Here is a 26,066-nt window from a genome sequence, read left to right on the forward strand (position 1 = left end):
GAATTCATTGAAGTGGTTTAAACTTTTTGATTGAAGCGAAAAATAGTGATTTTATTCCCAAATGAATGCTTTTTTGCACTGCATAGCATCGCTACGGAGTAATAAAAAGATAAAATATGGGGATAAAAGGACATTTTGCAGCCAATTATAAAAAGTTTAAACCACTTCATTATAAAAAACTTAACCCTTTCTCTCCAACAAAGCCATATAGAACCCATCAAATCCAGATTTATGTGCGAACACTTTATTCTCTTTGATAAGCGTAAAATTAGCACCAGCTTCCGATTTTAAGAATGTTTTTATCTGTTCCTGGTTTTCGGAAGGTAGTACCGAGCACGTAGCATAAACCAGTTTGCCCTCCGGTTTCACCATTTTGGAATATTGTTGTAATACTTCTTGTTGAGTCACTCTGATATTATCTAAAAACTCAGGTTCCAATTTCCACTTAGCATCTGGGTTTCTGCGCAAAACACCCAATCCAGAACAAGGGGCATCAATTAAAACACGATCTGCTTTATTATGTAATTTTTTAATGGGCTTAGTAGAATCAATAACTTTCAACTCCACATTGTGAACACCATTTCGCTTGGCTCTAATCTTTAATTTTTTAAGCTTACTTTCGTAAATATCCATGGCAATAATCTGGCCTTTATTTTCCATCAATGAGGCCATGTGCAGGGTTTTACCACCAGCACCGGCACAAGTATCAACGACTTTCATGCCTGGCTTTATGTCCAGAAAATCGGCCACTAATTGCGATGATGCATCCTGAACTTCAAAAAATCCATTTTTAAAAGCATCTGTCACAAAAACATTGGCACGTTCTGTTAGTTTAAGTGCTGCATCGTAACCTTTTATGAATTCGGTCTCAATACCTTGATCATGCAAGACATCTTGTAATTTTTCTTTAGTAATTTTAAGTGTATTGGTTCTTAAAATAACGTCTGCTTGTTCGTTTTGCATGGCTATTTCCTTGGTCCACGTAGCTTCACCCAATTCCTTTAAGCCTACATTGTCAATCCAATCTGGAATGGATTCCCTAATCTTTCTAATTTTAGATAGTTCATCAAAACGCCCCTTGATTTTTCGAGTCGGTGTGCTTTCAAAATATTTCCAATCGGGTAATTTTATACCTTTTAGGGTCGCCCAAACAGCAAATAAGCGCCATAGATTGTCTCTGTCAAAAGGTTCTTTTACTTCAGCAATTTCGGCATACAAGCGTTTCCACCGTACAATATCATAAGTAGTTTCGGCAACAAAAGCTCTATCTCTAGCACCCCAACGTTTATCTCTTTTTAGTAGTTGTTGAATGACTTTATCGGCATATTTACCTTCATTAAAAATTAAGGTGAGTCCGTCTATAACAGAAAAACAAAGGTTTCTATGTAATCGCATTTTTTAGTTTTCTGTGTTCAGTATTCAGCAAGCGGTTACAAAGGCTAAACTAAAGTAGAACGATTTAAAATTATTAAGGCTGCAAAGTTACGTTTTAAATGTGTATTTGTTCAATCGTTGATAAGTTAATTGGTAATGCCTCCATATTTTATATAAATTTGAAAACTCCTTATGCCATGGTGTAAGTTTTCATTTTAAGATATCTAAACTTACAAAAGTTTAACACTGTAATTTTTTGACTGAAAGCGAATTTATTAAAGGACTACAAAATCATAATGCTAATGCGTATGGTAAGCTGATTGATGATTTTCAGGATAAAATATTTGCTACTTGTTTATCGTTTGTGCCCAATAAAGAAGATGCCGAAGATATTGCTCAGGATGTTTTTGTTGAGGTTTTTAATTCGATTGGAAAATTTAAAGGAAATTCTAAGTTATCAACCTGGATATATCGTATTGCAACCAATAAATGTTTAGAGTTTATAAGGAAAAAGAATACTAAAAAACGGTTTGCCTTTTTGCAATCTATAATGGGTAACGACATACCTATGGATAAAAGTAAATACTTTACAGAGATGAATCACCCTGGGATTATTTTAGAAAATAAGGAAAAGAGCGCAACATTGTTTCTTGCCATAAATCAATTGTCGGAAGAACAAAGAACCGTATTTACACTTAGTAAGATTGACGGGATGAGCCACAAAGAGATAGGAGAAATTATTAATAAAAGTGTGTCTTCGGTTGAATCTTTAATGTTTAGAGCGAAGAAAAATTTACAAGAATTATTACAAAATTTTTATAAAAATGAAAAGTGACGCAAGATTTTATAAATTATTGCATCTAACACTATATATACTATGGAAGTAAATAAAGACATAAAGAACAAGGTTGTCGATACTTTAAATGCTATGGATGTCACTGAAGCTGTACAAGTATCTCCTTTTTTCAAGGATAAAACCATGCAAAGGTTGTTTGTTGGGCAAGAAGATGAGTCATTAGTTTGGTCTTGGTTTTCTCCTAAGTTACAATTGGCAACGTTAGTCTGTATTGTTGTTTTAAATGTGCTGGCGTTTACGCAGCTAAATTCTAACAAATATGATAGTAATATCAATGAGTTTGCAGAAACATATGGATTGTCTTCAGGGTTAGGTACATCATTGTTTAATTAAATAAAGCATTATGAAAAAAAACTTACTCTTATATGTTTTATTAGTCTTCTTAGTTGTGGTTAATGGGGTTTTCCTATTTAATTATTTGGGAGGCTCTAATGAAACAGAAAGTAGAAATAGACCTAGAGGAAAGGGACCTGCTAATTTTATTGTTAAAGAATTGGATTTTAATAACGATCAAATGTTTCAATTTGAAAGCATTAATAGAGAACATCATCATAAAATGAGGCGTATTGGTGGTGAGATCAAGCAATTAAAGGATGCCTTGTTTAATCAAATATTTAATAAATCATTAAGTGAAAATACCATAGATTCTATTACGAACTTAATAGGTGAAAAAGTTAAAGAAAGAGATATAGAAACTTTTTATCATTTTAAAAGCATTGAAGCATTGTGCCATGATAAACAAAAAGAAAAGTTTAAGAAAATTATTAATGATGCACTTCATAAAGCAGGAGAAAAAGAACAAAGACCTCCTTTGGGAAGCGGGGGTAAGGACCACAGACCACCGCCAAGGTATTGATATTAAAGTAGCTTAAGTTTTTTTTGATTGAAGCGAAAAATAACCATTTCCTGCCTGCCGTACAGATATTTTCCATTTGAAGGCTTTTTTGAATGGCATAGCTCGCTACGGAGTAATAAACAGACAAAATGTAGGGGTGAAAGAGCATTTTGTAGCCAATTATAAAAACAGGTGCCCAGCTTGCTGGGTAGTTTAAATCACTTTATTATACCAATCCGTAATGGCTTTCAAACAATGAGAGCCTTTTTTTTGAAAAAAAATAAAATTTCGCGCAAGGTTTTAAGATGGAATGCATCTAAAAAGACAAATCTCAAATAAAGTAATGAAAATTAAAAGAAGAGCCTTGATAATTAGTATTTCACTTTTAGTAATTTCTATGTTGATATTAAACCTTTTGGTTATTTTTTCATCGAAATCATCTTGACTTTATGTGTTTAACCAAAAATTCAGGAAATAGAAAAAGTCAAGGCGAGCGTATCATATTAAAAAGAATAGACCTATGAAAAATTTAAAAACTTTATTAATTCTACCTTTATTAACTATAATTATTTTCATAGCATGTTCTAATGGAGACGATGCAACAGCCGTACCTGGTGAAGATGAGAAGGAGCAACCAGCTGATACAGATTATGATATAAGTATTATTCTTTCAAAATTTGAAGGAACAGGATTATCCTATGCTGTAAATGGGAATACCGTTACATTTACGACACAGGATTTACCTAATCACACAAGTCCATATTGGCCGACAAACGATCCATTATACGAAGCTTATAATGGTACGAATTCTAATTGGAGAATAAATCCAAACACTATTAGCGAGCAAAATATAGTCTTTACAATATCACTAAATCCATCTGAGGCTTTAAATAAGCAAGCAACAGGTTTAGGACCCATTGGTATTTCAAGAAATGGCGTGGTGTTTTTTAATCAGTACGCGGGACCAGATCAGCCATTAACAAATGAAATAGATTCATTCGACCAATGGTTGGGGCACCCTCAGCGCACTGGACAATATCATTATCATATGGAACCCATTTATTTGACACAACAGTTTGGAGAAGATGCCTTTTTAGGCCTTTTAGCTGATGGATTTCCTGTTTATGGCCCACTGGAAGATGGTAAAACAATTACTAATGATGATTTAGATAGCTATCATGGGCATACGTCTGCTACTGCAGATTTCCCCGATGGCATCTATCATTACCATATTACGAGTCAAGACCCATATATTAACGGGAATGGCTATTTTGGAACTCCTGGAAATATTTCAAATTAAGTGTTAGGTAAATTAGTATATATAATTTTTGTTTTTGGTGTCCTTTATGCTTGCGATGCCATAGCCCCCGTAGGGATTATTGAAGCATCAAACCCCAATTTAAAACTTGATAATGGTATTTTATTATATAAAAAAGTGCCCTTTACTGGTCATTTGCAAACGTATTATGTTGACAAAAATTTAAAATCTGATATTGAATATGTAGAAGGTAAAAAGGAAGGTTACGAGAAGCATTGGTTTAAGAATGGTTCAATATCGATGGAACGCTATTATATAAAAGGACTTAAATCCGGAATTCATAAAGCTTGGTGGAACGATACCGTTCTTAAGTTTGAATATCATTTTAATGAAAAAGGGGAATATCATGGTATGGTAAAAGAATGGTATAAAACCAAGCAGTTGTATAGAGATTTTAACTATTTAAATGGAAAAGAAGTTGGTCGTCAACGTCTTTGGAAACTTAATGGTACCATTAAAGCGAATTACGAAGTGGTTCATGGAGAACGGTTTGGATTAATAGGATTAAAAAAATGTTATACGGTGACCACAAACAGCGACGAGGTTAAATGAAATATTCTATTTTAGTACTATTGGCTTTTATGATGGCATCTTGTAAAGATAAGCAAGCGGAAAGTTATGGGATCACACAATTGCCCTATTTTAACAGTACAGACTTTACTCCCGAATGGGGCAAGGCGACACATAAAATTCCAGAGTTTTCTTTTATAAATCAAAATGGAGAGACTGTTACCAATAAAACTTATAAGAGCAAGATTTATATAGCCAATTTCTTTTTTACCAGCTGCCCCGGTATTTGTCCAAAACTTACCAAAAATATGAGCCATCTTCAGGAGTCGTACAAAAATGATAAGGACATTATGTTACTTTCACATACGGTGATGCCTTGGAAAGATTCGGTTGCTGTTTTAAAAGACTATGCTACTAAAAATAATGTAGATGTTACAAAGTGGCATCTGGTAACAGGTGACAAAGATGCCTTGTACCATATTGCAAGAACGGGTTATTTTGCAGATGAAGATTTTATAAAAACGCAAGATGAAAGCAATTTTATACACACCGAAAATTTTATTTTAATAGATAAACAAGGTTACATACGAGGTGTTTATAATGGTACTTTAGAAATTGATGTAGATCGCTTAAAACGGCATATAGGGATTTTAAGAAAAGAAATTTAACGATCTCTTATACCAATTATGAATTAAAATGAGCAACAGAAAACGACATAGCTTATTTGTTTTAGCCTGCTGCGAGTTATTTGCATAGCCTAAGCTATGGAAATGAAGAGTAAAGAGAAAAAACGAATTAATGAATGAGTTTGAATAGCGTATTTTAATTCATAATTGGTATTATTGCATGCTCACTTTATTTCATAAGCTTTACGGATTTATGTCATATTTTATTTCGATATGAGTTGTGTACATAAACATAAATATTTTATTGGCAATTATTTTATTACAAAGTTCCATGATTCTTCACAAAGCTTTTCTATTTTTATAGAAATTTAGGTTTTATGAAAAAAGCATCTGTATTATTAATAGTCATGATTCTTCTTTTTGGATTTAAAAAGAGTTATTTATTTGAGTCCCGAAATATTAATAATGTTGAAATAAAAACGATTATTAAAGATTCACTATTAAATGTAAGGGCCTTAGAGATTATTGAAGACGCCAATGTTTGTGTTTTTTTGGATTCTAACGGAAACATGGGGGTTGTGTCAACGGACGATGGTGCATATTCTGAAAGCGATGTCATGTATCCCATTAAGGTTAAGAGCGATTCGGTGACGCCTAATTTTAGAGCTTTAGCGGGAACCAGGAAGCAGGGGTATGGTTTAAGTGTAGGTTCTCCTGCTTTATTGTTTAAATTGAAAGTAGGAAAAGATACCATAGTATATAGAGAAGACCACCCTAAGGCTTTTTACGATTCTATGGATTTTTGGAATGCCAAAGAAGGTATTGCCATAGGAGATCCTACAGATAATTGTATGAGTATTATCATTACTCGGGATGGTGGGCAAACATGGGAAAAATTATCATGCGATTCTTTGCCCAAAGCAGAAGAAGGGGAAGCCGCTTTTGCGGCCAGTGATACTAATATTGCTATAGTTGGGGACCATACTTGGGTCGCCACAGGAGGAAAATCAAGTAGAATTTTATATTCCCCCGATAAAGGAAAAACTTGGGAAGTTTACAATACCCCCATAGTTCAAGGTTTGGAAACTACAGGTATGTATTCTGTTGATTTTTATGATGCCCATATTGGTTTTGCTATTGGTGGTGATTATACAAAACCGAATGATAATTCGGCTAATAAAATAAAAACGGTTGATGGTGGTAAAACTTGGGAGTTGGTTGCTCAAAATGAAAACCCAGGCTATAGGAGTTGTGTACAATATATCCCAAACAGCGCAGGGAAGGAGCTAGTTGCTATTGGTTTTAAAGGAATCGATTACAGTAACGATTCTGGAAATTCGTGGAAACATTTAAGCGATGAAGGTTTCTATACCATTCGATTTTTAAATGACTCAATTGCTTATGCGGCTGGTGCAGGAAGCATATCTAAATTAACTTTTAGGGAATAAAATAAAAGCTAAAAATTTGTTGGATCGAATGCGCATTATTTATTTCCCACCTCTTTTTTGATACCCATTATTTTTAAAACGTTCTAACATTTTTCTTTTAAAATCATCTTCAGCTATTTTTAATAAAATTATTTTTTTAGGAGGAATGATTTTTAATAATTTAGCTGATAACTCCATGCGCTGCTCATGGAGCTCACTTTCAGATTCATTTAACTTAGTAATTAAATCCCTGGCTTTTTCATCTGTTAGGGTATTAATGTTTTTTCTAATTTCTTGACGGATACTTCTAATTTCTTCATGTCTTATTCTAGAATAAGCTTTATAGTAGTCATTATAAATGGGCCAGAATTTTTGGGCTTCTTGCTCTGTTAAATCTAACTTTTCTGTGATAAATGAAATTTTAAGCGCTTTTATTTTCTCTCTATTGTGCTGTGCTAAAGCATTTAGCGAAAATAAAAATAGCAATATGGGAAATATGATTTTTTTCATACGTTTAAATCTTTATAATTATTTGATTTGATGTCAATTATAAAATTGAGAACGTATGCAACCGCTACGCTCTCACATTAAACCTGCCTGCCGGCAGGCAGGAATTTTAAACATTATCTTCTGTGAAAAAATGACTAAAATTTATTAATGCTCGTTTCATGTGTTTATAATATTTATTTTTTATCGGTCACATGTAGCTTCCATTTAGTCACTTCTTTGTACACCGACTGTTCGTTATGGAAGTTGCACGTGTTTATGCTTTATTCAAGAATAATGTCCTCAACATCTAGATAGTCTAAGATATAGGTTTCTACGGTTTCTTCCACTACTTGATAATCTACAAAGTTTTCTTCTAAGAGGTCTTCTTCAGATAGTAATGATGCAATTTCATAAGAACCAATATTTTCATTCATAATATAGTTTTCAACTGTTTCAAAATCTAAAGAATTAAAAGTTGGTTTATTTTGAAATATTGAAAGATTGAACAAAAGTAATACCGCTGCGGCAATACCAGATATGTAAATTAAAGCTCTTTTTCTAAATAAGGGAACAACTTTTGTGGATGCCTTTATTGAAACTTTGTCTATAATAGTATTTTCCAAAGTACTAAAATAGCCTTCAGGTAATTTAAAGCCAGAGTCACTTGCCATTTTTTTAAGCTTTATATCACTTAAAAGAGCATCTTCTAAAGCGTTAAAATAACCATCTGGAACATTAAATCCGGTTTCTTTGATGTTATGTAGTTTATCCTGTTTCATTATCTTATTAATAAGACTTATAATTTTAATAAAGGTTTAATTTTTAGTTAAATACGCTTCAATTTTCTTAACAGCGATATGGTAAGAGGCTTTTAACGCACCTTCACTGGTTTCTAGGATGTCTGCCATATCTTTATATTTAATGCCTTCAAAATATTTCATATTGAATACTAACTGTTGTTTTTCTGGTAATGTAGCAATAGCCTTTTGCAATTTTAATTGAATGGCATCCCCTTCAAAATAGACATCTGATGTTAAATTGTTTATAGCTAATTGTTGTGCTTTTTCATTGGTCACTTGTAATCGTTTAGCATTTTTATTAATAAATGTGATGGATTCGTTAGTGGCAATCCGATATAACCATGAAAACAATTTACTATCTCCTTTAAAGTTATCAATATTTTTATAAACCTTAATAAAAACATTTTGGAGTACATCATCGGTATCATCATGCGACTTTACTATATTACGAATGTGCCAATATAAACGTTCTTTATAAAGCGTAATAAGTGCTCTAAAAGCTTTGTCCTTTTGATTTTCTGACTTTAATTGGTCTAATAATTGTGTTTCGTCGATCACAAAAACGGTTTAGTTTTTAGACTAATAAATATATAGAAAGTTTAAACTTTATTTTCAGTTTTATTTAAAAATATTAATATATTGATAATCAATTATTTGTATTAAAAAACATCGATGAAAAGTATGAAAATTACGATTAAATGCGTTTTTTCTTGGTTTAATTCGTTTTTTGTTTTATGTTTGTATCAGAAACCTATTTATGTTGTTAGTCGTCCCCAAGTCTATCAATGAACAAAAAAAAGGATAGAAACCCAAATCTCTATCCTTTTTTTATTAGTCCACGCATATTGCGTGGCAGGAAAACTCAATTTTGAGTAGTCTGTAAAAGATGCACTCAAAATTGTAAGTTGAACCTGCCGGCAGGCAGGCTAATCCCGCTTCCTGTGCTGAACTTGTTTCAGTATCAGCGGGATCTCAGGTTTTATGTTTTAATTCCTTTTCACCCTATATTTGAGTAGTTTTAAATCAGAATTAGTACCTATGACATTACCCGAAACTTTGCATCTCTACTAGTTTGTAGTAAACGCCCTTTTTGCTAATAAGATCTTGGTGTTTGCCTTGTTCTACTATCTTACCTTTATTTAAAACTATGATCTCATCTGCATTTTGAATGGTAGATAACCTATGGGCAATAACAATAGAGGTTCTGTTTTTCATCATGTTTTCTAAAGCCACCTGTACAAGTCGTTCGCTTTCGGTATCGAGAGCAGAGGTCGCCTCGTCCAAAACCATAATAGGTGGGCTTTTAAGGACTGCCCGAGCAATACTTAACCGTTGTTTTTGACCCCCGGAAAGCTTGTTTCCCGCATCTCCAATATTGGTGTTAAGGCTTTCAGGTAAATCTTTAACAAACTCCCAGGCATTAGCTACTTTTAAAGCTTCAATTATTTGTTCATCTGTAGCTTCGTCATTGCCTAATTTCATGTTGTTTTTAATACTATCATTGAAAAGAATAGCATCTTGGGTTACAATACCTAATTGAGCCCGTAAAGAGCTTGTCGTTAAATCACGAATATCTATACCGTCAATTAAGATCTGACCTTTATTTACATCATAAAAACGCGTAATTAAGTTAGCTATAGTTGATTTTCCACTACCAGATTGCCCAACTAGCGCTACTGTCTTACCTTTAGGAATGGTCAATGAAAAGTTTTTTAACACATATTCATTTTCATATTTAAACGAAATATCATCGAACACGATATTGGTCTCAAATCCTTTTTTATCGATGGCACCTTCTTTGTCTTTTAAAGGGTTTTTGGTATCGATAATTTCCTGTATTCTTTCGGCTGCGGCACCTCCTTTTTTAATATTATATAAGCCCCTTGAAATAGCTTTTGCAGGGGTTAGTACATTATAGGATAACCCCATATATACAAGAAACATACTGCTATCTAAACTAGAGGAAGCGCCATTTAATACTAAATTTCCTCCATACCATAAAATAATAGCTATAATACAAATTCCCAAAAACTCGCTAGTTGGTGATGCCAGGTTTTGACGGTTGAGTAATTTGTTTGAGAAATGGTAAAAACGCGACGTAGATTCTTGAAATTTATTGTTGAATTTCTCTTCGGCGTTAAATCCTTTTATAATGCGTAATCCTGTTAAGGTTTCTTCTAACGTTGAGAGAAAAGTGCCTTGTTCTTTTTGAACACGGTCTGATTTTCTTTTTAAGCTTTTACCTATTTTGGAAATAACGAATCCCATTATCGGAATAAATACAAAAACAAATAGGGTTAGTTGCGGGCTTATATAAAGCATGACCGTTATAGTGAAAATAATAGTAAGGGGTTCTCTAATGATAAGTTCTAAAACAGACAGAAATGAATATTGTAAATCTAAAACATCACTTGTTACCCTGGATAGAATGTCTCCTTTTCTTTTTTCTGAAAAATAAGAAAGCGGTAGCTCAACTGTTTTTTTATAGACCTCATTTCTAAGGTCTCTTATAACCCCATTACGTAAGAATACTAAAAAATAATTAGCAAAATAGCCAAAAATATTTTTTAATAAAAACATCACTATAATCAGGCTAACAACAAAAATAAGCGCTTTAGAGTTGTCTCCATTTGTATAGTAATTCATTTGAAATGCTAAATAGTCTTTAGTATAGTCACCCATGTCCATTAATCCAGACCATGCAGGTTTCACAGTTGGAACACGGTCCTTTGTTTGCTTAAAGATAACATCTAGCATAGGTTTTAAAGCCACGAATGATAAGGTGCCGAATAAAGCAAAAAAAATGTTACAAATTATATGCCCGATAGCAAATCGCTTATACGGTTTTGCATACCGTAAGATATTTACAAAATGATTCATTAATTAAGTTTCATATCTTTTAAAATGGCATCTATTTTAGATTCTAGTTTCGCTTCTGTTTCATTAAAAGCATCAACAGATTCCAAACGGTCATTGACACTAATGTAGAATTTTATTTTAGGTTCTGTTCCACTAGGTCTTAGTGCTATTTGGCTACCATCTTCTGTATAATAGATCAATACATTCGATTTTGGAATGTCAATGGTGCTTTCTTCACCAGAAATCATGTTTTTGGTAATAGATAATTGATAATCCTCAACTTTCACAACTTTCGATCCATTGACTACCGTTAATGGGTTTTCGCGTGCATCAACCATCATTTGCTTAATTTCTTCTGCGCCTTCAATACCTTTTTTGGTGAGAGAAACTAAACGTTCTTTATAGAATCCATGTTCAGCATATAGTTTAATGAGCTCGCTATAAAAAGAACTTCCAATGGCTTTAGACTGCGCAGCTATTTCGCAAGCTAAAAGCGTTGACGTTACGGCATCTTTGTCTCGAACAAAATCACCGACCATAAAACCAAAACTTTCTTCACCACCACCAATAAAATTAAGTTCGGGAAAATCTTTTATCAGCTTAGCAATCCATTTAAAGCCTGTTAAAACAATTTTGCTATCTACTTTGTAGGCTTTAGCAAGTTTGCTCAACATTGGTGTTGATACTATGGTTGAGGCAATAAACTCCTTTCCTTTAATTTTTCCTTCGTTTTGCCATTGTTTTAGTAGGAAATCCGTCATCATCAGCATGGTTTGATTTCCGTTGAGTAGCTGTAATTTATTTTCAGAATTACGCACTGCAACACCCAATCTGTCACAATCGGGATCTGTGCCTATAACAATATCCGCATTTACTTTTTCGGCCAGTTCTAATGCCATTTTTAATGCTGCTGGTTCTTCTGGATTTGGTGATGCCACCGTTGGAAAATCGCCATCAGGAACTTCTTGTTCTTTTACGATATGAACATTTTTGTACCCAGCACGTTTTAAAGTTTCAGGAACCGCTGTAATTGAAGTGCCATGAAGTGATGTAAAAACAATATTTAAATGGTCTTTGGCTTCTTGTGAAGCCCCACAACTTCCATTTTCTACTGAAGCATTAATAAACACATCATCAACATCTTTTCCTATATAATGAATAAGATCGTTGTTGGCTTCAAATTTTATATCGGCATAATCGAGGTCATTTATAATTTGTATTAAAGCATCGTCATGTGGTGGTACTAATTGACCGCCATCTTGCCAGTACACTTTATATCCATTGTATTCAGGTGGATTATGTGATGCTGTTAAAACGATACCACAATGGCAGTTTAAATGTTTAACGGCAAAAGACAATTCTGGTGTAGCCCTTAAATCCTCAAATAAATAAACGTCAATATTATTTGCGGAAAAAACATCAGCAACAACTTTAGCCAGGGTTTTGCTATTGTGTCTACAATCGTAAGCAATAACCGCTTTTGGATTTTCATTTGGAAAGGACTTACGTAAATAATTACTCAACCCCTGAGTGCTTTTTCCAAGGGTATACTTATTTATACGATTAGTTCCAACCCCCATAACACCACGCATACCACCTGTTCCGAATTCTAAATCTTTATAAAAGCTTTCTTGAATATCCTTTGGGGTATTTGCAATACTATCTTTAATGAAAGTTTGTGTATCATCATCAAAAGTTGGTGTTAACCATGTATTTATTCTATCTAAAATCTTTGGTTCTATATAAATCATATGTCAATTAAATAAGTGCAAAAATAATCAATTAGTCAGATAATGTCTTCGTTTTTTTAACCGAACTAATATTTAATAACGCAAACGTTTTAGTGTTTTATAAAGCTTTGCGATGCTACGTTTTTGGAGAAAAAGTTATAATTCTAATTAAAGTTTAGTTCATTTTTAATAGAATAACGCTTTTTATCCTGTTTGGTACGCAAAATAATTTCACCCAAAAAGCCAGCAACAAAAAATTGTGTACCAATGATCATGGTTGAAAGTGCAATATAAAATTGGGGCCGTTGCGTGATAAGTCTGCCCGTTGGATTTAAAAACAATTTATCTATGCCCAGATAGAATGAGAACCCGAAACCGATGGTAAACATAATAAACCCTAAAGCACCAAATAAATGCATGGGACGTTTACCAAAGTGTGATAGGAACCAAATGGTAATTAAATCCAAAAAACCATGGATAAAACGATTCATTCCAAATTTTGTTTCACCATATTTTCTGGCTTGGTGCTGTACTACTTTTTCGCCAATTTTTGTAAACCCGGCATTTTTGGATAGTACAGGGATGTAACGATGCATTTCACCATTGACATCAATATTTTTAACAACATTTATACGATATGCTTTGAGACCGCAATTAAAATCGTTTAATTTTACCCCTGAGGTTTTTCTTGCGGCCCAATTAAATAGTTTTGATGGTAAATTTTTGGCAATAACAGAATCGTAACGCTTTTTTTTCCATCCGGAAACCAAATCAAAACCATCATTCGTAATCATGTTGTAAAGTTCCGGGATTTCATCAGGATTGTCTTGCAAATCTGCATCCATAGTAATGACCACATCGCCTTTTGCTTTTTCAAAACCGGCATGAAGTGCTTGTGATTTTCCGAAATTTTTAAAAAAACGAATCCCTTTTACATAATTGTCTTGAGACGCTAGTTGAGAGATAATTTGCCAGGAATTATCAGTACTACCGTCATCAATAAAAATAATTTCGTATGAAAAATGATTGGATTGCATCACTTTTGCAATCCAATCGTGTAATTCCATTAAAGAGTCTTGTTCGTTTAGTAGCGGTATAACTACGGATATATTCATTTATGAAATTTCAAAATTTGATACTTCAAAAATACTGAATTTATTTGACCAATATTCTATGCTTCACGTTTCATTACTAATCCACCGATAAGAGAATAAATTAACCCAAATACAGCACTTAATGCCACCCAAATGGTGCTCCCTAAAAATGGATTAGAAAATTTTTCCATCATTTCTATGGCTTTATTAGCAGCTTCTTCTGTCATGTTTGGATTTTCCAGCATTTTATCCTTGGTAACTTCCATCATTTTACCTATAAATTCAGGATCTATAAGGTAATTGAAAATAATATTATATACAGCAAAAATTAAAGCACTAATTATGGCGGTAATCAATCCAACTTTTAACGCTTCACTTAAGCTGAGGAGACCTAGGTTATTTTTCTTAAACTGACTAATAGCATATATTATTACTACTGGAAATATAATGTAGTATAAGTACATAGGCCATTGTTCACCCTCAAGTTGCATGCCGGTAAAATACATGATGATGCTTATTAGGATTAGGATTAACCCTAAAATGAGCCCATAATTAGTAGCAAATTTACCAGGTGTAACGCTTTTTGTTTCCATAAATATTTTATTTAAAAATGTTAGTTGATCTGTTAGTATCCAAATATACTAAAACGTTACATACGGGATAAAATAAAAAATAATAAAAAGTATTGCCCATTTATAAAAAATACTTAAATTTGCACTTCCAAAATTGTAAAGAATAAAAAGCATTTAGCGATGAGAAAAGGTATACATCCAGAAAATTATAGATTAGTAGCATTTAAAGATATGTCTAATGAAGATGTGTTTTTAACAAAATCTACAGCAGATACTAATGAAACAATAGAGGTTGATGGCGTTGAGTATCCACTTGTTAAAATGGAGATATCAAGAACATCACATCCATATTATACTGGTAAATCTAAATTAGTAGATACAGCTGGTCGTATTGACAAATTCAAAACTAAATACGCTAAATTTAAGAAATAAAATTAGCTTAATAAATATAATCTAAAGCCTTTCGGAATTCTGAAAGGCTTTTTTTTATGCCTTTTTTTAGTGTTCTCGAACACAACGACCAGCTGCTATTTTAATTGGTGAAATGCATTACACATACAGGTTCTATTGTCTATATTTGGCGTTTATAAATTAAATAAAAAATGAATTACATTCTTTTTGATGGCCCTTCCCGTAATAATTTGTTACCCTTTACATTTACTAGACCTGTAGCAGATATAAGAGTTGGGATTTTAACCATTCGCGAAAAGTGGGAAACTTTTTTAAAGACAACAACGACTACTATTACGGAAGACTATTTGTCTGATAAATATCCCATGGTTGAAATGGAAGAAAATGTGATGATTAACGCATCTTGCCTTCCAAATTTGGAATTGGTTGAAATGATAAAAGATTTAAAAGAAAATCAAGCCATTTTTAAAGATGAAGCTATTATTGCATTTTTTGCTAAAGAAGCCCAAGACGATATTGATTTTAACAGTTTTGAAACATTCGAATTTAGAGCACCTATTATAAAGATTGAAAATACTTGGGACATATTTTCTAAAAATGGTGAGGCTATTCAAGAAGATTTTAACTTAATCACAAAAGATAGAATATCACAACCCATACCACCAAGTAATAATATTATAGCTCCAGAGAATATTTTTATAGAAGCGGGGGCTACATTGGAATTTACCACGCTTAACGCCAGTAAAGGTCCTATTTATATTGGTAAAAATACTGAAATAATGGAAGGGGCTACCATACGGGGCTCTTTTGCTTTATGTGAACATGCCGTTGTAAAATTGGGTACGAAAATTTATGGGCCAACAACGGTTGGACCTTATTGCAAAGTGGGAGGAGAGGTTACGAACTCTGTTTTGTTTGCCAACACAAATAAAGGTCATGAAGGTTATTTAGGAAATTCTGTTTTGGGAGAATGGTGTAATCTCGGTGCAGACACGAACACCTCTAATTTGAAAAATAATTACGCAGAAGTGCGTTTGTGGGATTATGAAACCGAAAGTTTTGCTAAAACAGGATTGCAATTTTGCGGATTAATGATGGGAGATCACAGTAAATGTGGTATCAATACGATGTTTAATACAGGTACAGTTGTAGGGGTAAGTGCCAATATTTTTGGTAGTGGATTTCCAAGAAATTTTGTGCCAAGTTTTAGTTGGGGAGGTAGTAGTGGCTTCACAACGTATTTAACTAAGAAAGCGTTTGAAGTAGCCAGTGTTGTGATGTCCAGACGTAAAGAGCAATTCACAGAACAAGATCGCGCTATTTTGGAATGTATATTTGAAAAAACCAAGGCATACAGAAGAGACTAATTGGTATTATACCAATTAAACCCCAAAAGGGTGACACATATAATTTGCTTCTTTTTCACTTATATTTCTTCAAAGAATAGAACTATAACCTTGGCTATACTTAGATTTTTTTAAATCACTTCATCTAAGCAAAAAAACTGTGCTGAAATTATTTCAGTATATTTCAAATTATTTATGCGTCATTTTGAAATTCGATTGGTATTAGCAATAGACAATTGTAATAGGTTTGAATTCAAATGATTATATTTGTTTATAGCACATTGCTCTTATGTCAAAGTTAATTCATTACATAATCTTTTTAATTGGACTGATAAGTTTTTCCCAAACCAAAGACTACAGTGTTACGAACGTAGAAATTAACACAAAATATCCGCATTTTGGTTTGATGAAGATTAGCGATTCAAAAATTATTTTCACGTCGTATTTATTAGATAAAAAGAAGAGGTTAGAACGATTTGAAGGGAAGCCTATATTAACTATTTATCAAGGTGACTTTTTAGATGGAGGCCGTATAGTTAATGTGAAGCCTATAGAAATCGATCCTAAGCAGCATATATCCCATATTACAAGTGCCACTATGTCCCCAGATGGGAAGCGCATTTATTTAGCTACTAATTATACTAGAAAAAATATGCCGAAAGGCCATTTTAACGAAGCTAATTTTCATATTGCAGTAGGCGAATTTAAAGCAGGTTTAGGCTGGACTAACTTTAAAGTGTTACCATTCTGTAAACTTAAATATTCTTATGCGCACCCTGCTTTAAGTAAAGATGGAAAAACTTTATATTTTACGGCAAATATTAGAGGTGGTAAAGAGACCACAAGGGGAGGTTCTGATATTTTTAAGGTAAATATCCTTGATGATGGTATTTATAGCGAACCAAAAAATTTAGGAAGTAAAATCAATTCTTATAGTCGAGATATGTTTCCTTTTATAAGTGCTGATAACACATTGTATTTTGCATCGAATAGACCCAATGGTTTTGGTGGATTCGATATTTATAAAAGTACGATGAATGTCGATGGGACTTTTGAAAAAGCTATAAAGTTACCGCAGCCAATAAATAGTAAGCAGGACGATTTTTGTTTTATTATTGATGCTGAGAATAAAACAGGCTATTTTTCGTCGAAACGTTCTGGAGGTAAAGGCGATGATGATATTTATTATTTTCAACAAAACTAAAAATATTTATGTTAGGGATTTTACTTATTTATTTTATTGGAAAAAGATTTTATGATTTATCTGAAGCATATAACCAAAATAAATGGCTGTATGCAATATTGAGTATTGTCGTTTATTATGCTGGAAGCTTTTTTGTTGGATTAGTTTTAGGGGTTTTAGTCATGTTGGAAATAATGGATGTCGATCTGGAAAATAGCCTTATGATAAATATAATAGCGATTCCGTTTGGACTTGGTGCCGTGTATTTATTTTACATTTTGCTAGAGAGAAAATGGGAAAAAGCAGTCGTTGTCGTAAAAGATGAAATCAATAATATTGGGAAGGATATTGAAAGACCATCATTAAAATAGGAGCCTATTATAGTTATGGGTATAGCTACTATCTATTAAACTCATCTTGTGTTAGGAAATCTAATGACATTCTATTTGAAGGGAATTGGCAGTTATAATCCTATTTTCTATATTAGCTATGGTTTACAGATTTTAAAATCTGTAGATTTGTTATTGCCCCTAAAAAATAAACTGTGTTACATACTTTAAAAAATGAGAAAAAGGCCAGTATTCTTTTCTTTGTTATATTGACTATGGATATTTTGGTTAAACTAAATCTTAGTGCTTTTCCATATCGATATATTTCCAAGCCACCTTTAATGCTACTTTTGTTTTTTTATTACTGCATTAATACTAACGAGAAGCGAAAGAAAAAAAAGCTATGGGTCATTCTGGCATTGTCTTGCTTTTTAATAGGGGATGTACTGGTTATAAAACATACTGATATTATTTTTTTGAGCACTAGTTTGCTTTTTTTTGCTTTGGCAAAAATCTTTTTAAGTTTGAGACTTTCCCATGAATCAGATTTTAATATTATAAGACTATTACCCTTTTCTATTGTGATATTTGCCTATACGGTTTTTATAGTAAGTTTTCTTTACAATAGCTTAAAGGCCTTTTTTGTGCCAGCATTAGTTAGTTTTTTTATATCATTATTACTTATTCAATTTGCTTTTTTAAGAAAAGAAGTTGTTGGTAGGGCTAGCTATTTATATGTGTTTTTTGGAATTATTTTTTATATACTTTGTGAGAGTATGATGGCGATAAAAACGTTTAAAATGGATTTGCCAATGCAGGATATTTTAATTATGCTGTTTTATGGTATAGCAGTGTACCTTATTATTTTTGGAATTGTAAAAGAGCATAAAAAAGAGCATGGCATCAATTCTTTTTAACGCGTCTTAAGTCTAATAAATTAATGGGGTTAATACCAAGTCCAGAAATATTTTTTCTTGTAAATCGCACCACTTCATCATAATACAAGGGTACTATAATAGCATTTTGCATGGCTAGGGAATCCATGGTGGTATATAAATGTTTTCTTTCTTCAATATTGGTAACAGTAAAGGCCTTATTGTATAAACTATCGAATAATGTGTTTTTAAAGTGAAAATAGTTTGAGCCGCTAGGTGCAAAATTTTTACTATAGAATATAGATAAATAGTTTTCGGCATCCAGATAATCGGCAATCCAAGAACTTCTAAACATGTCTACTTTTCCATTTGATCTCGCCGACCTTAAAGTCGCTTCTGGCATAACATCGACATGAATTGTCAATCCAGTTTTCTGAAGTTCCCGTTGTATAAATTCACAAAAATCCAAATAATTACTTGTTGTTACTAACGTGATTTCTGGATTTGCAATACCGCTTTCTTTTTTAAATTGCTTTACCAATTGTTTTGCTTTTTCTGGTTGGTAAGAAAAACCAATAGATTTACTGTAACCGGCCAAGCCCATAGGAATAAAACCACCATTGGCAGGATTGCCAATACCATTACGTAAATAGATCATCATTTTTTTTCTGTTAAACCCATAATTAATAGCCTTGCGTATTAATTCAGATCGAATTTCAGGGGTTTTAGAATCTAAATAGAAGCCTAAATACTCTGTGTTTAAATAAGGGCCACGAATCATATTTACAGTTTCACTATAGGAATCCCGCAAGTGGCCATCTGCTGTTAATAGTTCGTCTTTATACGAGGCATCTAAACCAGATACAAAATCTATATTACCTTGGGCAAATTGTAAAAACTCACTTTGTTTGTCTGGTAAAAAAGTAAGTGCTACGGCCTCTAAATAAGGTAAGGATGCACCAGTTTCGTCTTTTTCAAAGTAATTCTGATTTTTTCTAAAAACAAGTTTAATGTTTTCTTCCCAACGTTTGAATTTAAAAGGACCAGTACCAATAGGGTGGGACCTAAATTCTGTACCAAAGTGTTCAACAATTTCTTTTGGGACAACCGAACAGTATTTCGTGGTCAATAAGCCAATAAAAGCAGGGAATGGCTGCTTTAAGGTAATCTGAAAAATACTATCATTAATAGCTTTAAAATAATCCACTTTATTTAAAACCCAACTACCAGGTGCAGCGATTTTTTTATCTTTTAAACGATGGAGACTATATTCAAAATCTTTGGCATTGACTGTTCTGGTTGAATCCTTTCCAAATAACGCATGCTTGTGAAAATAAACGTCATTTCGTAATGTGAATTTGTAAGTAAGGCCGTCTTCTGAAGTATTCCAGTTTTTAGCTATACACGGTAGGATATTCAAATTACTATCTAATTGTACAAGGCCATTAAATAACTGATTGCAAACAGAATTGTCTTGTAAAGTTCTAGAAAATGCAGGGTCTAAAGTATTTATGTTCGCATATTCATTATACCTAAAAACTAAATGATCTTTATTTTTGTGTGTATTATCTGCACATGCGCTTAATAATAAAATAATATATACTACAATTAAGTAGGGTGTTGAATATTTTATATTGGTTTTTATAAGTTTCACACGTTTAATTTTTGTAATTATTTAAATAGCGGTTTATCCTTCAGGAAGTGCTTTCTATTTTTTTATCACCCCAGAATAAATATAAATTAATTCTGAAAAGGACATAACTCCTATATCTATTTAAACTGTCCAATAAATTGAAACAAATTATATGCGTCATCCTTTTAAGGTTTAATTCTAAATAATTCCCCGAAGGCTCTGCCTCGAGCCTGTCTGCCGACTAGGTAGGGATAGTCTGTTTCAAGAATTTTTTTATTTGGCTTTAGTTCAAGTCTTCGCACTTAGATTGTATTACTTGTAGCAATTATGTAAATTTGCAGGCTTATAAGTTAGAAGGCATGTAAATATAAATACATTTCCATCATAAAGGAAATGAAAAGGAATAAATGAAGAAAAAAGTTGCATTTTATACTTTAGGTTGTAAACTAAATTTTTCAGAGACGTCAACTATTGCCAGGAATTTTACAGATGAAGGTTTTGAGCGCGTGGACTTTTCTGAAAAAGCAGATCTTTATGTGATTAATACCTGTTCGGTTACCGAGAATGCAGACAAACGTTTTAAAACGATTGTCAAGCAAGCTCAGAAGGCAAATTCAGAAGCGTTTGTTGCAGCGGTAGGTTGTTATGCACAATTAAAGCCCCAAGAATTGGCCGATGTAAACGGTGTTGACTTGGTTTTAGGGGCTACTGAAAAATTCAATATTACAAGCTATATTAATGATTTGTTAAGTCATCCCGAGCGGAGTCGAGGGGTTGGACAAGTACATTCTTGTGAGATAGAAGAAGCAGATTTTTATGTGGGCAGTTATTCCATTGGAGATAGAACGCGCGCTTTTTTAAAAGTCCAAGATGGGTGCGACTACAAATGTACTTATTGTACCATACCGTTAGCCCGTGGTATTTCACGAAGTGATACCATGGAAAATGTTTTAAAAAATGCTCAAGAAATTTCCAAGAAGAATATAAAGGAAATTGTGCTCACTGGGGTTAATATTGGTGATTATGGTAAAGGGGAGTTTGGTAACAAAAGGCACGAACATACTTTTTTGGATTTAGTTACCAAGTTAGATGATGTCGAAGGTATTGAACGATTAAGAATTTCATCCATAGAGCCTAATCTTTTAAAAAACGAAACGATAGATTTAGTATCTAAATCGAGAGCCTTTGTACCTCATTTTCACGTTCCATTGCAGTCTGGAAGTAACGAAATTCTAAAAAAAATGAAACGTCGTTATATGCGGGAATTGTATGTAGATCGTGTTTCTAAAATAAAAGAGGTGATGCCTCATGCTTGCATAGGTGTAGATGTTATTGTTGGTTTTCCAGGAGAAACAGACGAACACTTTTTAGAAACGTATCATTTTTTAAATACATTGGATATTTCATATTTACATGTATTTACATATTCTGAGCGTGATAATACAGAAGCTGCAGAAATGAATGGGGTAGTGCCTAAAAATGTAAGAAGTAAGCGCAGTAAAATGCTGCGAGGTTTATCGGTTAAAAAACGTCGTGCTTTTTATGAAAGCCAAATTGGTACTACAAGGACAGTATTATTTGAAAGTGAAAATAAAGAAGGCTACATTCATGGATTTACCGCGAACTACGTAAAAGTAAAAGCACCTTGGGATCCTGAATTGATGAATACATTGCACCGGGTGCATCTTACCAAAATTGACACAGATGGCTTAGTAAGGTTTGAATTTGTAAAAGCTTTTTCAAGCTAGAAAACCATAATTGCCATACATATTAGCCAGAGTTTCACTCACTTTAACTTATTTATTGTGTAAATAGAGTTGCTCACTTTACATTTACAGGGATTAACCATGCCCCAAATATGAGTAAATTACTTTTTATTTTATGCTTTGCATTATTATTGTTTACAAGTTGTTCTAGTGAGGATAATGATGATTTGTCGGTTGTAGGTACCTGGAAACTTACAGCTTGGGATGTAGTAGGCGGGTTTGATATTAATAATGATGGTACTGTTAGCACTAATATTTTAGATGAAATTGAATGTGTAAATAATGAAACTTTAATTTTCGAGCCTAATGGCGTTATGTCTTCAAATAAAACCTTTAGTCTGGATATTGATATTACTTTATTAGAGGGAACTACAGATGAGTATGTGTTTAACGTCATGTGCGATCAAGAAGGTGTTATTGGCTTTGCAACGACATATTCCCAAAATGGAGATACATTAATATTTAATGATAAAGAATCTACTATAAAAGGAGATCAATTATTTAGGGTATTGAAAGAAGCCATAACCATATATAATACAGGTTTTACAGAAGTATTGGCTACTAAGGATTTAACATTGGTTTATACGAAGCAATAAATATAGCTAAATCCATATAAAATAACATGAACCTTCAGAGTAAAAAACCGAATTTCTTCGTTAGAAATACTCGTCGTAACTAGGCTATGCCTACGCTTTTTGCCATGAACTTCAATTTTTTATATCTAAATATTCTATGCCATTTTATATCGACTTAACTATATATACTGAACGCGAACGGAGATCTATTATTTCTTTAAAAAAGTTCAGAAAATAAAAAATCCGAAGCTATTAACTTCGGATTTTTTATTAATTTTTTGTTTTAAAAATTAAATTCTTACTCCAACAGGAAGCATGCGTTTGTATTTTCTATTGCTTCTTACAAACTTAGCAATTTCAGGACTTGTAGGTACAACGCTTAAATTACGTTCTTCAATTTGTTCGAAAACAGCTACTAGAAATTCTTTGCTAAACTCTTGGTCTTTAATGCCTTCTGGGATAATTAACTTCGTTAGGAAAATCTTTCGCTCTTGTAAAGAGTATTCAACCTTAGCTAATTGGTCATCAATTTTTATTTCAAACTGACGTAAAAAATCATTATCAATTAGTTCTGCAGCTTCAACCATGGTTATTTTTGTTTTATTTCTTTAGGAATCTTAAATAGTGAGTACTATTTATATAACTTTGTTTTGCAAAAGTACAAAAAATATTTGTCATTCTAAAGAGAAATCAAGGTTAATACCTTATAAAATAAACCGTTAGGGGGTAAGTTTTATTAGTCCACGCTTATAGCGTGGGAAAAGTTGCGAAGCCATGCGTTCAAAACAGGTTAGTTGATCCACGCCTTTGTCGTGGCAGGCTAATCCCACTTTATGTGCTGAATTTGTTTTGGTATTTTAGATCTCTCGTGGGCTTTTTGGATCAAATATCCCGAACTTGTTTCGAAATTTTTTAAATTATTTTTCTATATTATGCTTTGTGAGTTTGTTCAGAGGTGATTTACTAAATTCTTTACAATAGAAATGGAAGAAGAAATAATACATGTTTATTTAATGCCGGGGATGGCAGCAAACCCTACAATTTTTGAGTATATAAAATTACCGGAAAATCAATTTGAGATTCATTGGCTTGAGTGGATGTTGCCCATTAATGATGAATCTATTAACGATTATGCATTACGAATGATAAATAATATAAAGCATAAAGATATTGTGTTGATAGGTGTGTCATTTGGAGGTGTTTTGGTTCAAGAAATGAGTAAACATATACATGTTAGAAAACTCATTATAATATCTAGTGTTAAATCAAAACACGAATTACCCACGCACATGATCTTGGCTAAAAAGACCAAGGCCTATACCTTAGTGCCAATACAATTGGCCAGTAATATTGATTTACTGGCAAAATATGTTTTTGGTGGCATTATAAAAAAACGTATAGATTTGTATAAGAAATATTTATCTGTGAATGACAGCAAATATTTAAGTTGGGCTATTAAGCAAATGGTCTGTTGGGACCAAAACGAAAACCTACCAGGTATTGTACACATTCATGGAGATAATGATGCCGTGTTTCCCATTAAAAATATAACGAATTGCATCACCATAAAAAATGGCACACATATTATGATTATAAATAAATATAAATGGTTTAATAAGAATTTACCACATATAATTTTAGAAACCTGAATAAAAATTTTACCTTTAAGCAAAACTTATTAAAAATGAAGACAGTACAGAAATTATTAGCGTTTGTGGGATTATTAAGTTTATCGGCCCTGTTTATTTATGCCCTACAAGACGCTCCAACGGATGAGAATTTTGAAAAAAAACTAATTAATGATTATAATGTTTATGCATTGCAAGTCCCAGATGACTTAAATTTTGCAGGAGAACAGATGCCGCTTAAAAATCCTGATATTTTAGAGCGAATGGATAGAGAATTATTAGTTAACACCTATTGGCAATCTAACGGATTATTAATGTTTAAACGTGCCAAAAAGTATTTCCCAATTATAGAGCCTATTTTAAAAAAACATGGTATTCCGGATGATTTTAAATATTTAGCGGTTATAGAAAGTGGTTTAACTAATGCAGTGTCTCCAGCTGGAGCCAGAGGTGTTTGGCAAATTATGAAAGCTACAGGAAGAGAAAATGGTTTGGAAGTTAATGATAATGTTGATGAACGCTATCATTTAGAAAAAGCTACCGAAGTAGCCTGTAAATACTTATTAAAATCTAAAGAGGAATTAGGTTCGTGGACTTTGGCAGCAGCAGCTTATAATGCGGGTAATGCGGGGGTTTCTAGAAGACTGAAAGAGCAAAATGTGTCTAATTACTATGATTTACTACTGGGAGAGGAAACGGGACGTTATATATTTAGAATAGTGGCATTAAAAGAAATTTTATCAAATCCTGCTAAGTATGGTTTTAATTTTAGGGAAAAGGATCTGTATGCAAATGTTCCTACTTATGAAGTTACTGTTGATACGGCAGTGACCGATTTCTCTAAATTTGCTGAAGGTTTTGGTATTAACTACAAAATATTAAAATTACATAATCCTTGGTTACGCGAACCACATTTAAATAATAAAACAAGAAAATTATACACTATAGATATACCTAAAGCGGGGTATTATCATGATGTACAATAAAAAAACCGCTAAGGATTTAAAGTTTATAGTTTTTAACAAAAAGAACGCAATTCTTTTTTACTGAACAAAGCTTGTTATTCCTGCTTTTCGTTTAGGTTCAAGATAAACTCCAGTAGGATCTATATGTCAAGTGCGGGGATGATAAAATTGCGGTTAAAAATTTATTGAAACGAAAGTAATTTCAATGAAATTGCAGGGTTTTGAAAATAAAAGGAATCAACCTCTTCTTTTCTGTGCTCTTAAAGAACCACCGCTACCATAATGTTGGTTAGGCATTTGAGAACGTTTCATATTTTGTTTCATCATTTTTATCTGATCGGTTAACATCCCCTGTTTATCTAGCTTTTGAGCTTCAGATAGTAGTTTTTGGGCTTCTTGTTTTCTACGTTTAGAAAAAGCAATACCAGATAAATTTAATTTTGCCATGGCTAGATCATGATCCATAGATAACCCTAAAGAAATGGCTTTTCTAAAATATTTTTCGGCTTCATTCATATTGCTTTGCGATACCATAATACCATGCAAATAATTATAATAGCCTTGCTGTTTTTTTACCAGAGCAGATTCAGGGTTTTTAATTTTGTTAAGCCATTTTTTTGCACCGTCAAAATCTTGTTTGCGCAATCTTAAAAAAGCTAATAAAATAAATTCATTTTTGAAGTAAAGGAATACAAAAATTAAAGAGAGGAGTATAAGCATAATGCCATTACCTATATAACCTTCAGTAAATTGATATACAGCATAAGCAATAATACCAGCTGCTATAATTAGTTTTATAATTTTATTGTACATTTTAATAAGTTTATAAATAAGAATAGACGTTATTTTTATATTCAAATAAGGT

The 26,066-nt window shown here is 32.6% G+C and carries 27 protein-coding genes; 16 read left to right on the forward strand and 11 right to left on the reverse strand.

Annotated elements, in window-relative coordinates:
* Positions 1 to 180 precede the first annotated feature (180 nt).
* A complete protein-coding gene (locus tag PQO00_RS02420; RefSeq protein ID WP_274183236.1) occupies positions 181 to 1,395 on the reverse strand; it encodes an RsmB/NOP family class I SAM-dependent RNA methyltransferase in 1,215 nt (404 codons plus the stop codon).
* A 235-nt stretch (positions 1,396 to 1,630) separates the two neighbouring features.
* Here PQO00_RS02420 and PQO00_RS02425 point away from each other — a divergent pair, with 235 nt between their 5' ends.
* The 7 genes from PQO00_RS02425 (at position 1,631) to PQO00_RS02455 (ending at position 6,967) form a co-directional block, all read left to right on the forward strand.
* Positions 1,631 to 2,209, forward strand: coding sequence for an RNA polymerase sigma factor (locus PQO00_RS02425; protein ID WP_274183237.1), 579 nt, complete (start codon positions 1,631 to 1,633; stop codon positions 2,207 to 2,209).
* A 42-nt stretch (positions 2,210 to 2,251) separates the two neighbouring features.
* Entirely contained in the window at positions 2,252 to 2,563 is a 312-nt protein-coding gene (locus PQO00_RS02430; RefSeq protein ID WP_274183238.1) for a hypothetical protein, read from the forward strand.
* 10 nt (positions 2,564 to 2,573) lie between these two features.
* A complete protein-coding gene (locus PQO00_RS02435; RefSeq protein ID WP_274183239.1) occupies positions 2,574 to 3,086 on the forward strand; it encodes a Spy/CpxP family protein refolding chaperone in 513 nt (170 codons plus the stop codon).
* 499 nt (positions 3,087 to 3,585) lie between these two features.
* Complete coding sequence (locus tag PQO00_RS02440) at positions 3,586 to 4,365, forward strand: YHYH protein (RefSeq protein ID WP_274183240.1); 780 nt, start codon at positions 3,586 to 3,588, stop codon at positions 4,363 to 4,365.
* Entirely contained in the window at positions 4,366 to 4,935 is a 570-nt protein-coding gene (locus PQO00_RS02445) for a toxin-antitoxin system YwqK family antitoxin (RefSeq protein ID WP_274183241.1), read from the forward strand. It abuts the gene before it with no gap.
* Positions 4,932 to 5,561 carry an SCO family protein gene (locus PQO00_RS02450; RefSeq protein WP_274183242.1) on the forward strand — a complete coding sequence of 210 codons (630 nt, stop codon included), beginning with the start codon at positions 4,932 to 4,934 and terminating at the stop codon, positions 5,559 to 5,561. The genes PQO00_RS02445 and PQO00_RS02450 overlap by 4 nt, the downstream gene beginning before the upstream one ends.
* Positions 5,562 to 5,896: 335 nt before the next feature.
* Entirely contained in the window at positions 5,897 to 6,967 is a 1,071-nt protein-coding gene (locus tag PQO00_RS02455; protein ID WP_274183243.1) for an oxidoreductase, read from the forward strand.
* Between the two features lie 39 nt (positions 6,968 to 7,006).
* On the opposite strand, the gene PQO00_RS02460 is transcribed toward PQO00_RS02455, so the two are convergent.
* The 7 genes from PQO00_RS02460 to PQO00_RS02490 all read right to left on the reverse strand — a co-directional run bounded on the left by PQO00_RS02460 (position 7,007) and on the right by PQO00_RS02490 (position 14,511).
* Positions 7,007 to 7,456, reverse strand: a complete 450-nt coding sequence (locus PQO00_RS02460; protein ID WP_274183244.1) for a Spy/CpxP family protein refolding chaperone — start codon at positions 7,454 to 7,456, stop codon at positions 7,007 to 7,009.
* A 260-nt stretch (positions 7,457 to 7,716) separates the two neighbouring features.
* Positions 7,717 to 8,214: a hypothetical protein gene (locus PQO00_RS02465; RefSeq protein WP_274183245.1), complete on the reverse strand. Its 498-nt coding sequence runs from the start codon at positions 8,212 to 8,214 to the stop codon at positions 7,717 to 7,719.
* 36 nt (positions 8,215 to 8,250) lie between these two features.
* On the reverse strand, positions 8,251 to 8,793 hold the full coding sequence (locus PQO00_RS02470; protein WP_274183246.1) for an RNA polymerase sigma factor: 543 nt from the start codon (positions 8,791 to 8,793) through the stop codon (positions 8,251 to 8,253).
* A 486-nt stretch (positions 8,794 to 9,279) separates the two neighbouring features.
* Positions 9,280 to 11,115, reverse strand: coding sequence for an ABC transporter ATP-binding protein (locus PQO00_RS02475; protein WP_274183247.1), 1,836 nt, complete (start codon positions 11,113 to 11,115; stop codon positions 9,280 to 9,282).
* Positions 11,115 to 12,845, reverse strand: coding sequence for a phospho-sugar mutase (locus PQO00_RS02480; protein WP_274183248.1), 1,731 nt, complete (start codon positions 12,843 to 12,845; stop codon positions 11,115 to 11,117). The genes PQO00_RS02475 and PQO00_RS02480 overlap by 1 nt, the downstream gene beginning before the upstream one ends.
* 143 nt (positions 12,846 to 12,988) lie before the next feature.
* A complete protein-coding gene (locus tag PQO00_RS02485) occupies positions 12,989 to 13,939 on the reverse strand; it encodes a glycosyltransferase family 2 protein (protein ID WP_274183249.1) in 951 nt (316 codons plus the stop codon).
* A 56-nt stretch (positions 13,940 to 13,995) separates the two neighbouring features.
* The gene (locus tag PQO00_RS02490) at positions 13,996 to 14,511 is read right to left on the reverse strand and encodes a DUF4199 domain-containing protein (RefSeq protein WP_274183250.1); all 516 of its coding nucleotides are present in this window, start codon (positions 14,509 to 14,511) and stop codon (positions 13,996 to 13,998) included.
* 159 nt (positions 14,512 to 14,670) lie between these two features.
* Here PQO00_RS02490 and PQO00_RS02495 point away from each other — a divergent pair, with 159 nt between their 5' ends.
* The 5 genes from PQO00_RS02495 (at position 14,671) to PQO00_RS02515 (ending at position 18,676) form a co-directional block, all read left to right on the forward strand.
* A complete protein-coding gene (locus PQO00_RS02495; protein WP_274183251.1) occupies positions 14,671 to 14,922 on the forward strand; it encodes a type B 50S ribosomal protein L31 in 252 nt (83 codons plus the stop codon).
* A gap of 170 nt (positions 14,923 to 15,092) precedes the next feature.
* Positions 15,093 to 16,268, forward strand: a complete 1,176-nt coding sequence (locus PQO00_RS02500; RefSeq protein ID WP_274183252.1) for a GlmU family protein — start codon at positions 15,093 to 15,095, stop codon at positions 16,266 to 16,268.
* Positions 16,269 to 16,536: 268 nt separating this feature from the next.
* Positions 16,537 to 17,451, forward strand: coding sequence for a hypothetical protein (locus PQO00_RS02505; protein ID WP_274183253.1), 915 nt, complete (start codon positions 16,537 to 16,539; stop codon positions 17,449 to 17,451).
* Between the two features lie 8 nt (positions 17,452 to 17,459).
* Entirely contained in the window at positions 17,460 to 17,801 is a 342-nt protein-coding gene (locus PQO00_RS02510; RefSeq protein WP_274183254.1) for a hypothetical protein, read from the forward strand.
* A gap of 173 nt (positions 17,802 to 17,974) precedes the next feature.
* Positions 17,975 to 18,676: a lysoplasmalogenase family protein gene (locus tag PQO00_RS02515; protein ID WP_274183255.1), complete on the forward strand. Its 702-nt coding sequence runs from the start codon at positions 17,975 to 17,977 to the stop codon at positions 18,674 to 18,676.
* Here PQO00_RS02515 and PQO00_RS02520 read toward each other — a convergent pair.
* Entirely contained in the window at positions 18,663 to 20,288 is a 1,626-nt protein-coding gene (locus tag PQO00_RS02520) for an ABC transporter substrate-binding protein (protein WP_274183256.1), read from the reverse strand. The genes PQO00_RS02515 and PQO00_RS02520 overlap by 14 nt on opposite strands.
* 386 nt (positions 20,289 to 20,674) lie before the next feature.
* On the opposite strand from PQO00_RS02520, the gene mtaB reads away from it, so the two are divergent.
* Positions 20,675 to 22,015 carry a tRNA (N(6)-L-threonylcarbamoyladenosine(37)-C(2))-methylthiotransferase MtaB gene (mtaB, locus tag PQO00_RS02525; protein WP_274183257.1) on the forward strand — a complete coding sequence of 447 codons (1,341 nt, stop codon included), beginning with the start codon at positions 20,675 to 20,677 and terminating at the stop codon, positions 22,013 to 22,015.
* Positions 22,016 to 22,125: 110 nt separating this feature from the next.
* Positions 22,126 to 22,629, forward strand: coding sequence for a hypothetical protein (locus tag PQO00_RS02530; protein WP_274183258.1), 504 nt, complete (start codon positions 22,126 to 22,128; stop codon positions 22,627 to 22,629).
* Between the two features lie 269 nt (positions 22,630 to 22,898).
* On the opposite strand, the gene PQO00_RS02535 is transcribed toward PQO00_RS02530, so the two are convergent.
* Positions 22,899 to 23,195 (reverse strand): N-acetyltransferase, encoded by a 297-nt coding sequence (locus PQO00_RS02535; protein ID WP_274183259.1) that lies wholly within the window; start codon positions 23,193 to 23,195, stop codon positions 22,899 to 22,901.
* Positions 23,196 to 23,591: 396 nt separating this feature from the next.
* On the opposite strand from PQO00_RS02535, the gene PQO00_RS02540 reads away from it, so the two are divergent.
* Positions 23,592 to 24,257 (forward strand): alpha/beta hydrolase, encoded by a 666-nt coding sequence (locus tag PQO00_RS02540; protein WP_274183260.1) that lies wholly within the window; start codon positions 23,592 to 23,594, stop codon positions 24,255 to 24,257.
* 35 nt (positions 24,258 to 24,292) lie between these two features.
* On the forward strand, positions 24,293 to 25,222 hold the full coding sequence (locus PQO00_RS02545; protein WP_274183261.1) for a lytic transglycosylase domain-containing protein: 930 nt from the start codon (positions 24,293 to 24,295) through the stop codon (positions 25,220 to 25,222).
* Between the two features lie 216 nt (positions 25,223 to 25,438).
* On the opposite strand, the gene PQO00_RS02550 is transcribed toward PQO00_RS02545, so the two are convergent.
* Positions 25,439 to 26,014 (reverse strand): DUF2892 domain-containing protein, encoded by a 576-nt coding sequence (locus tag PQO00_RS02550; protein WP_274183262.1) that lies wholly within the window; start codon positions 26,012 to 26,014, stop codon positions 25,439 to 25,441.
* Positions 26,015 to 26,066: the final 52 nt, after the last annotated feature.

This window comes from Flavivirga sp. 57AJ16, assembly GCF_028736925.1.
GTDB lineage: Bacteria > Bacteroidota > Bacteroidia > Flavobacteriales > Flavobacteriaceae > Flavivirga.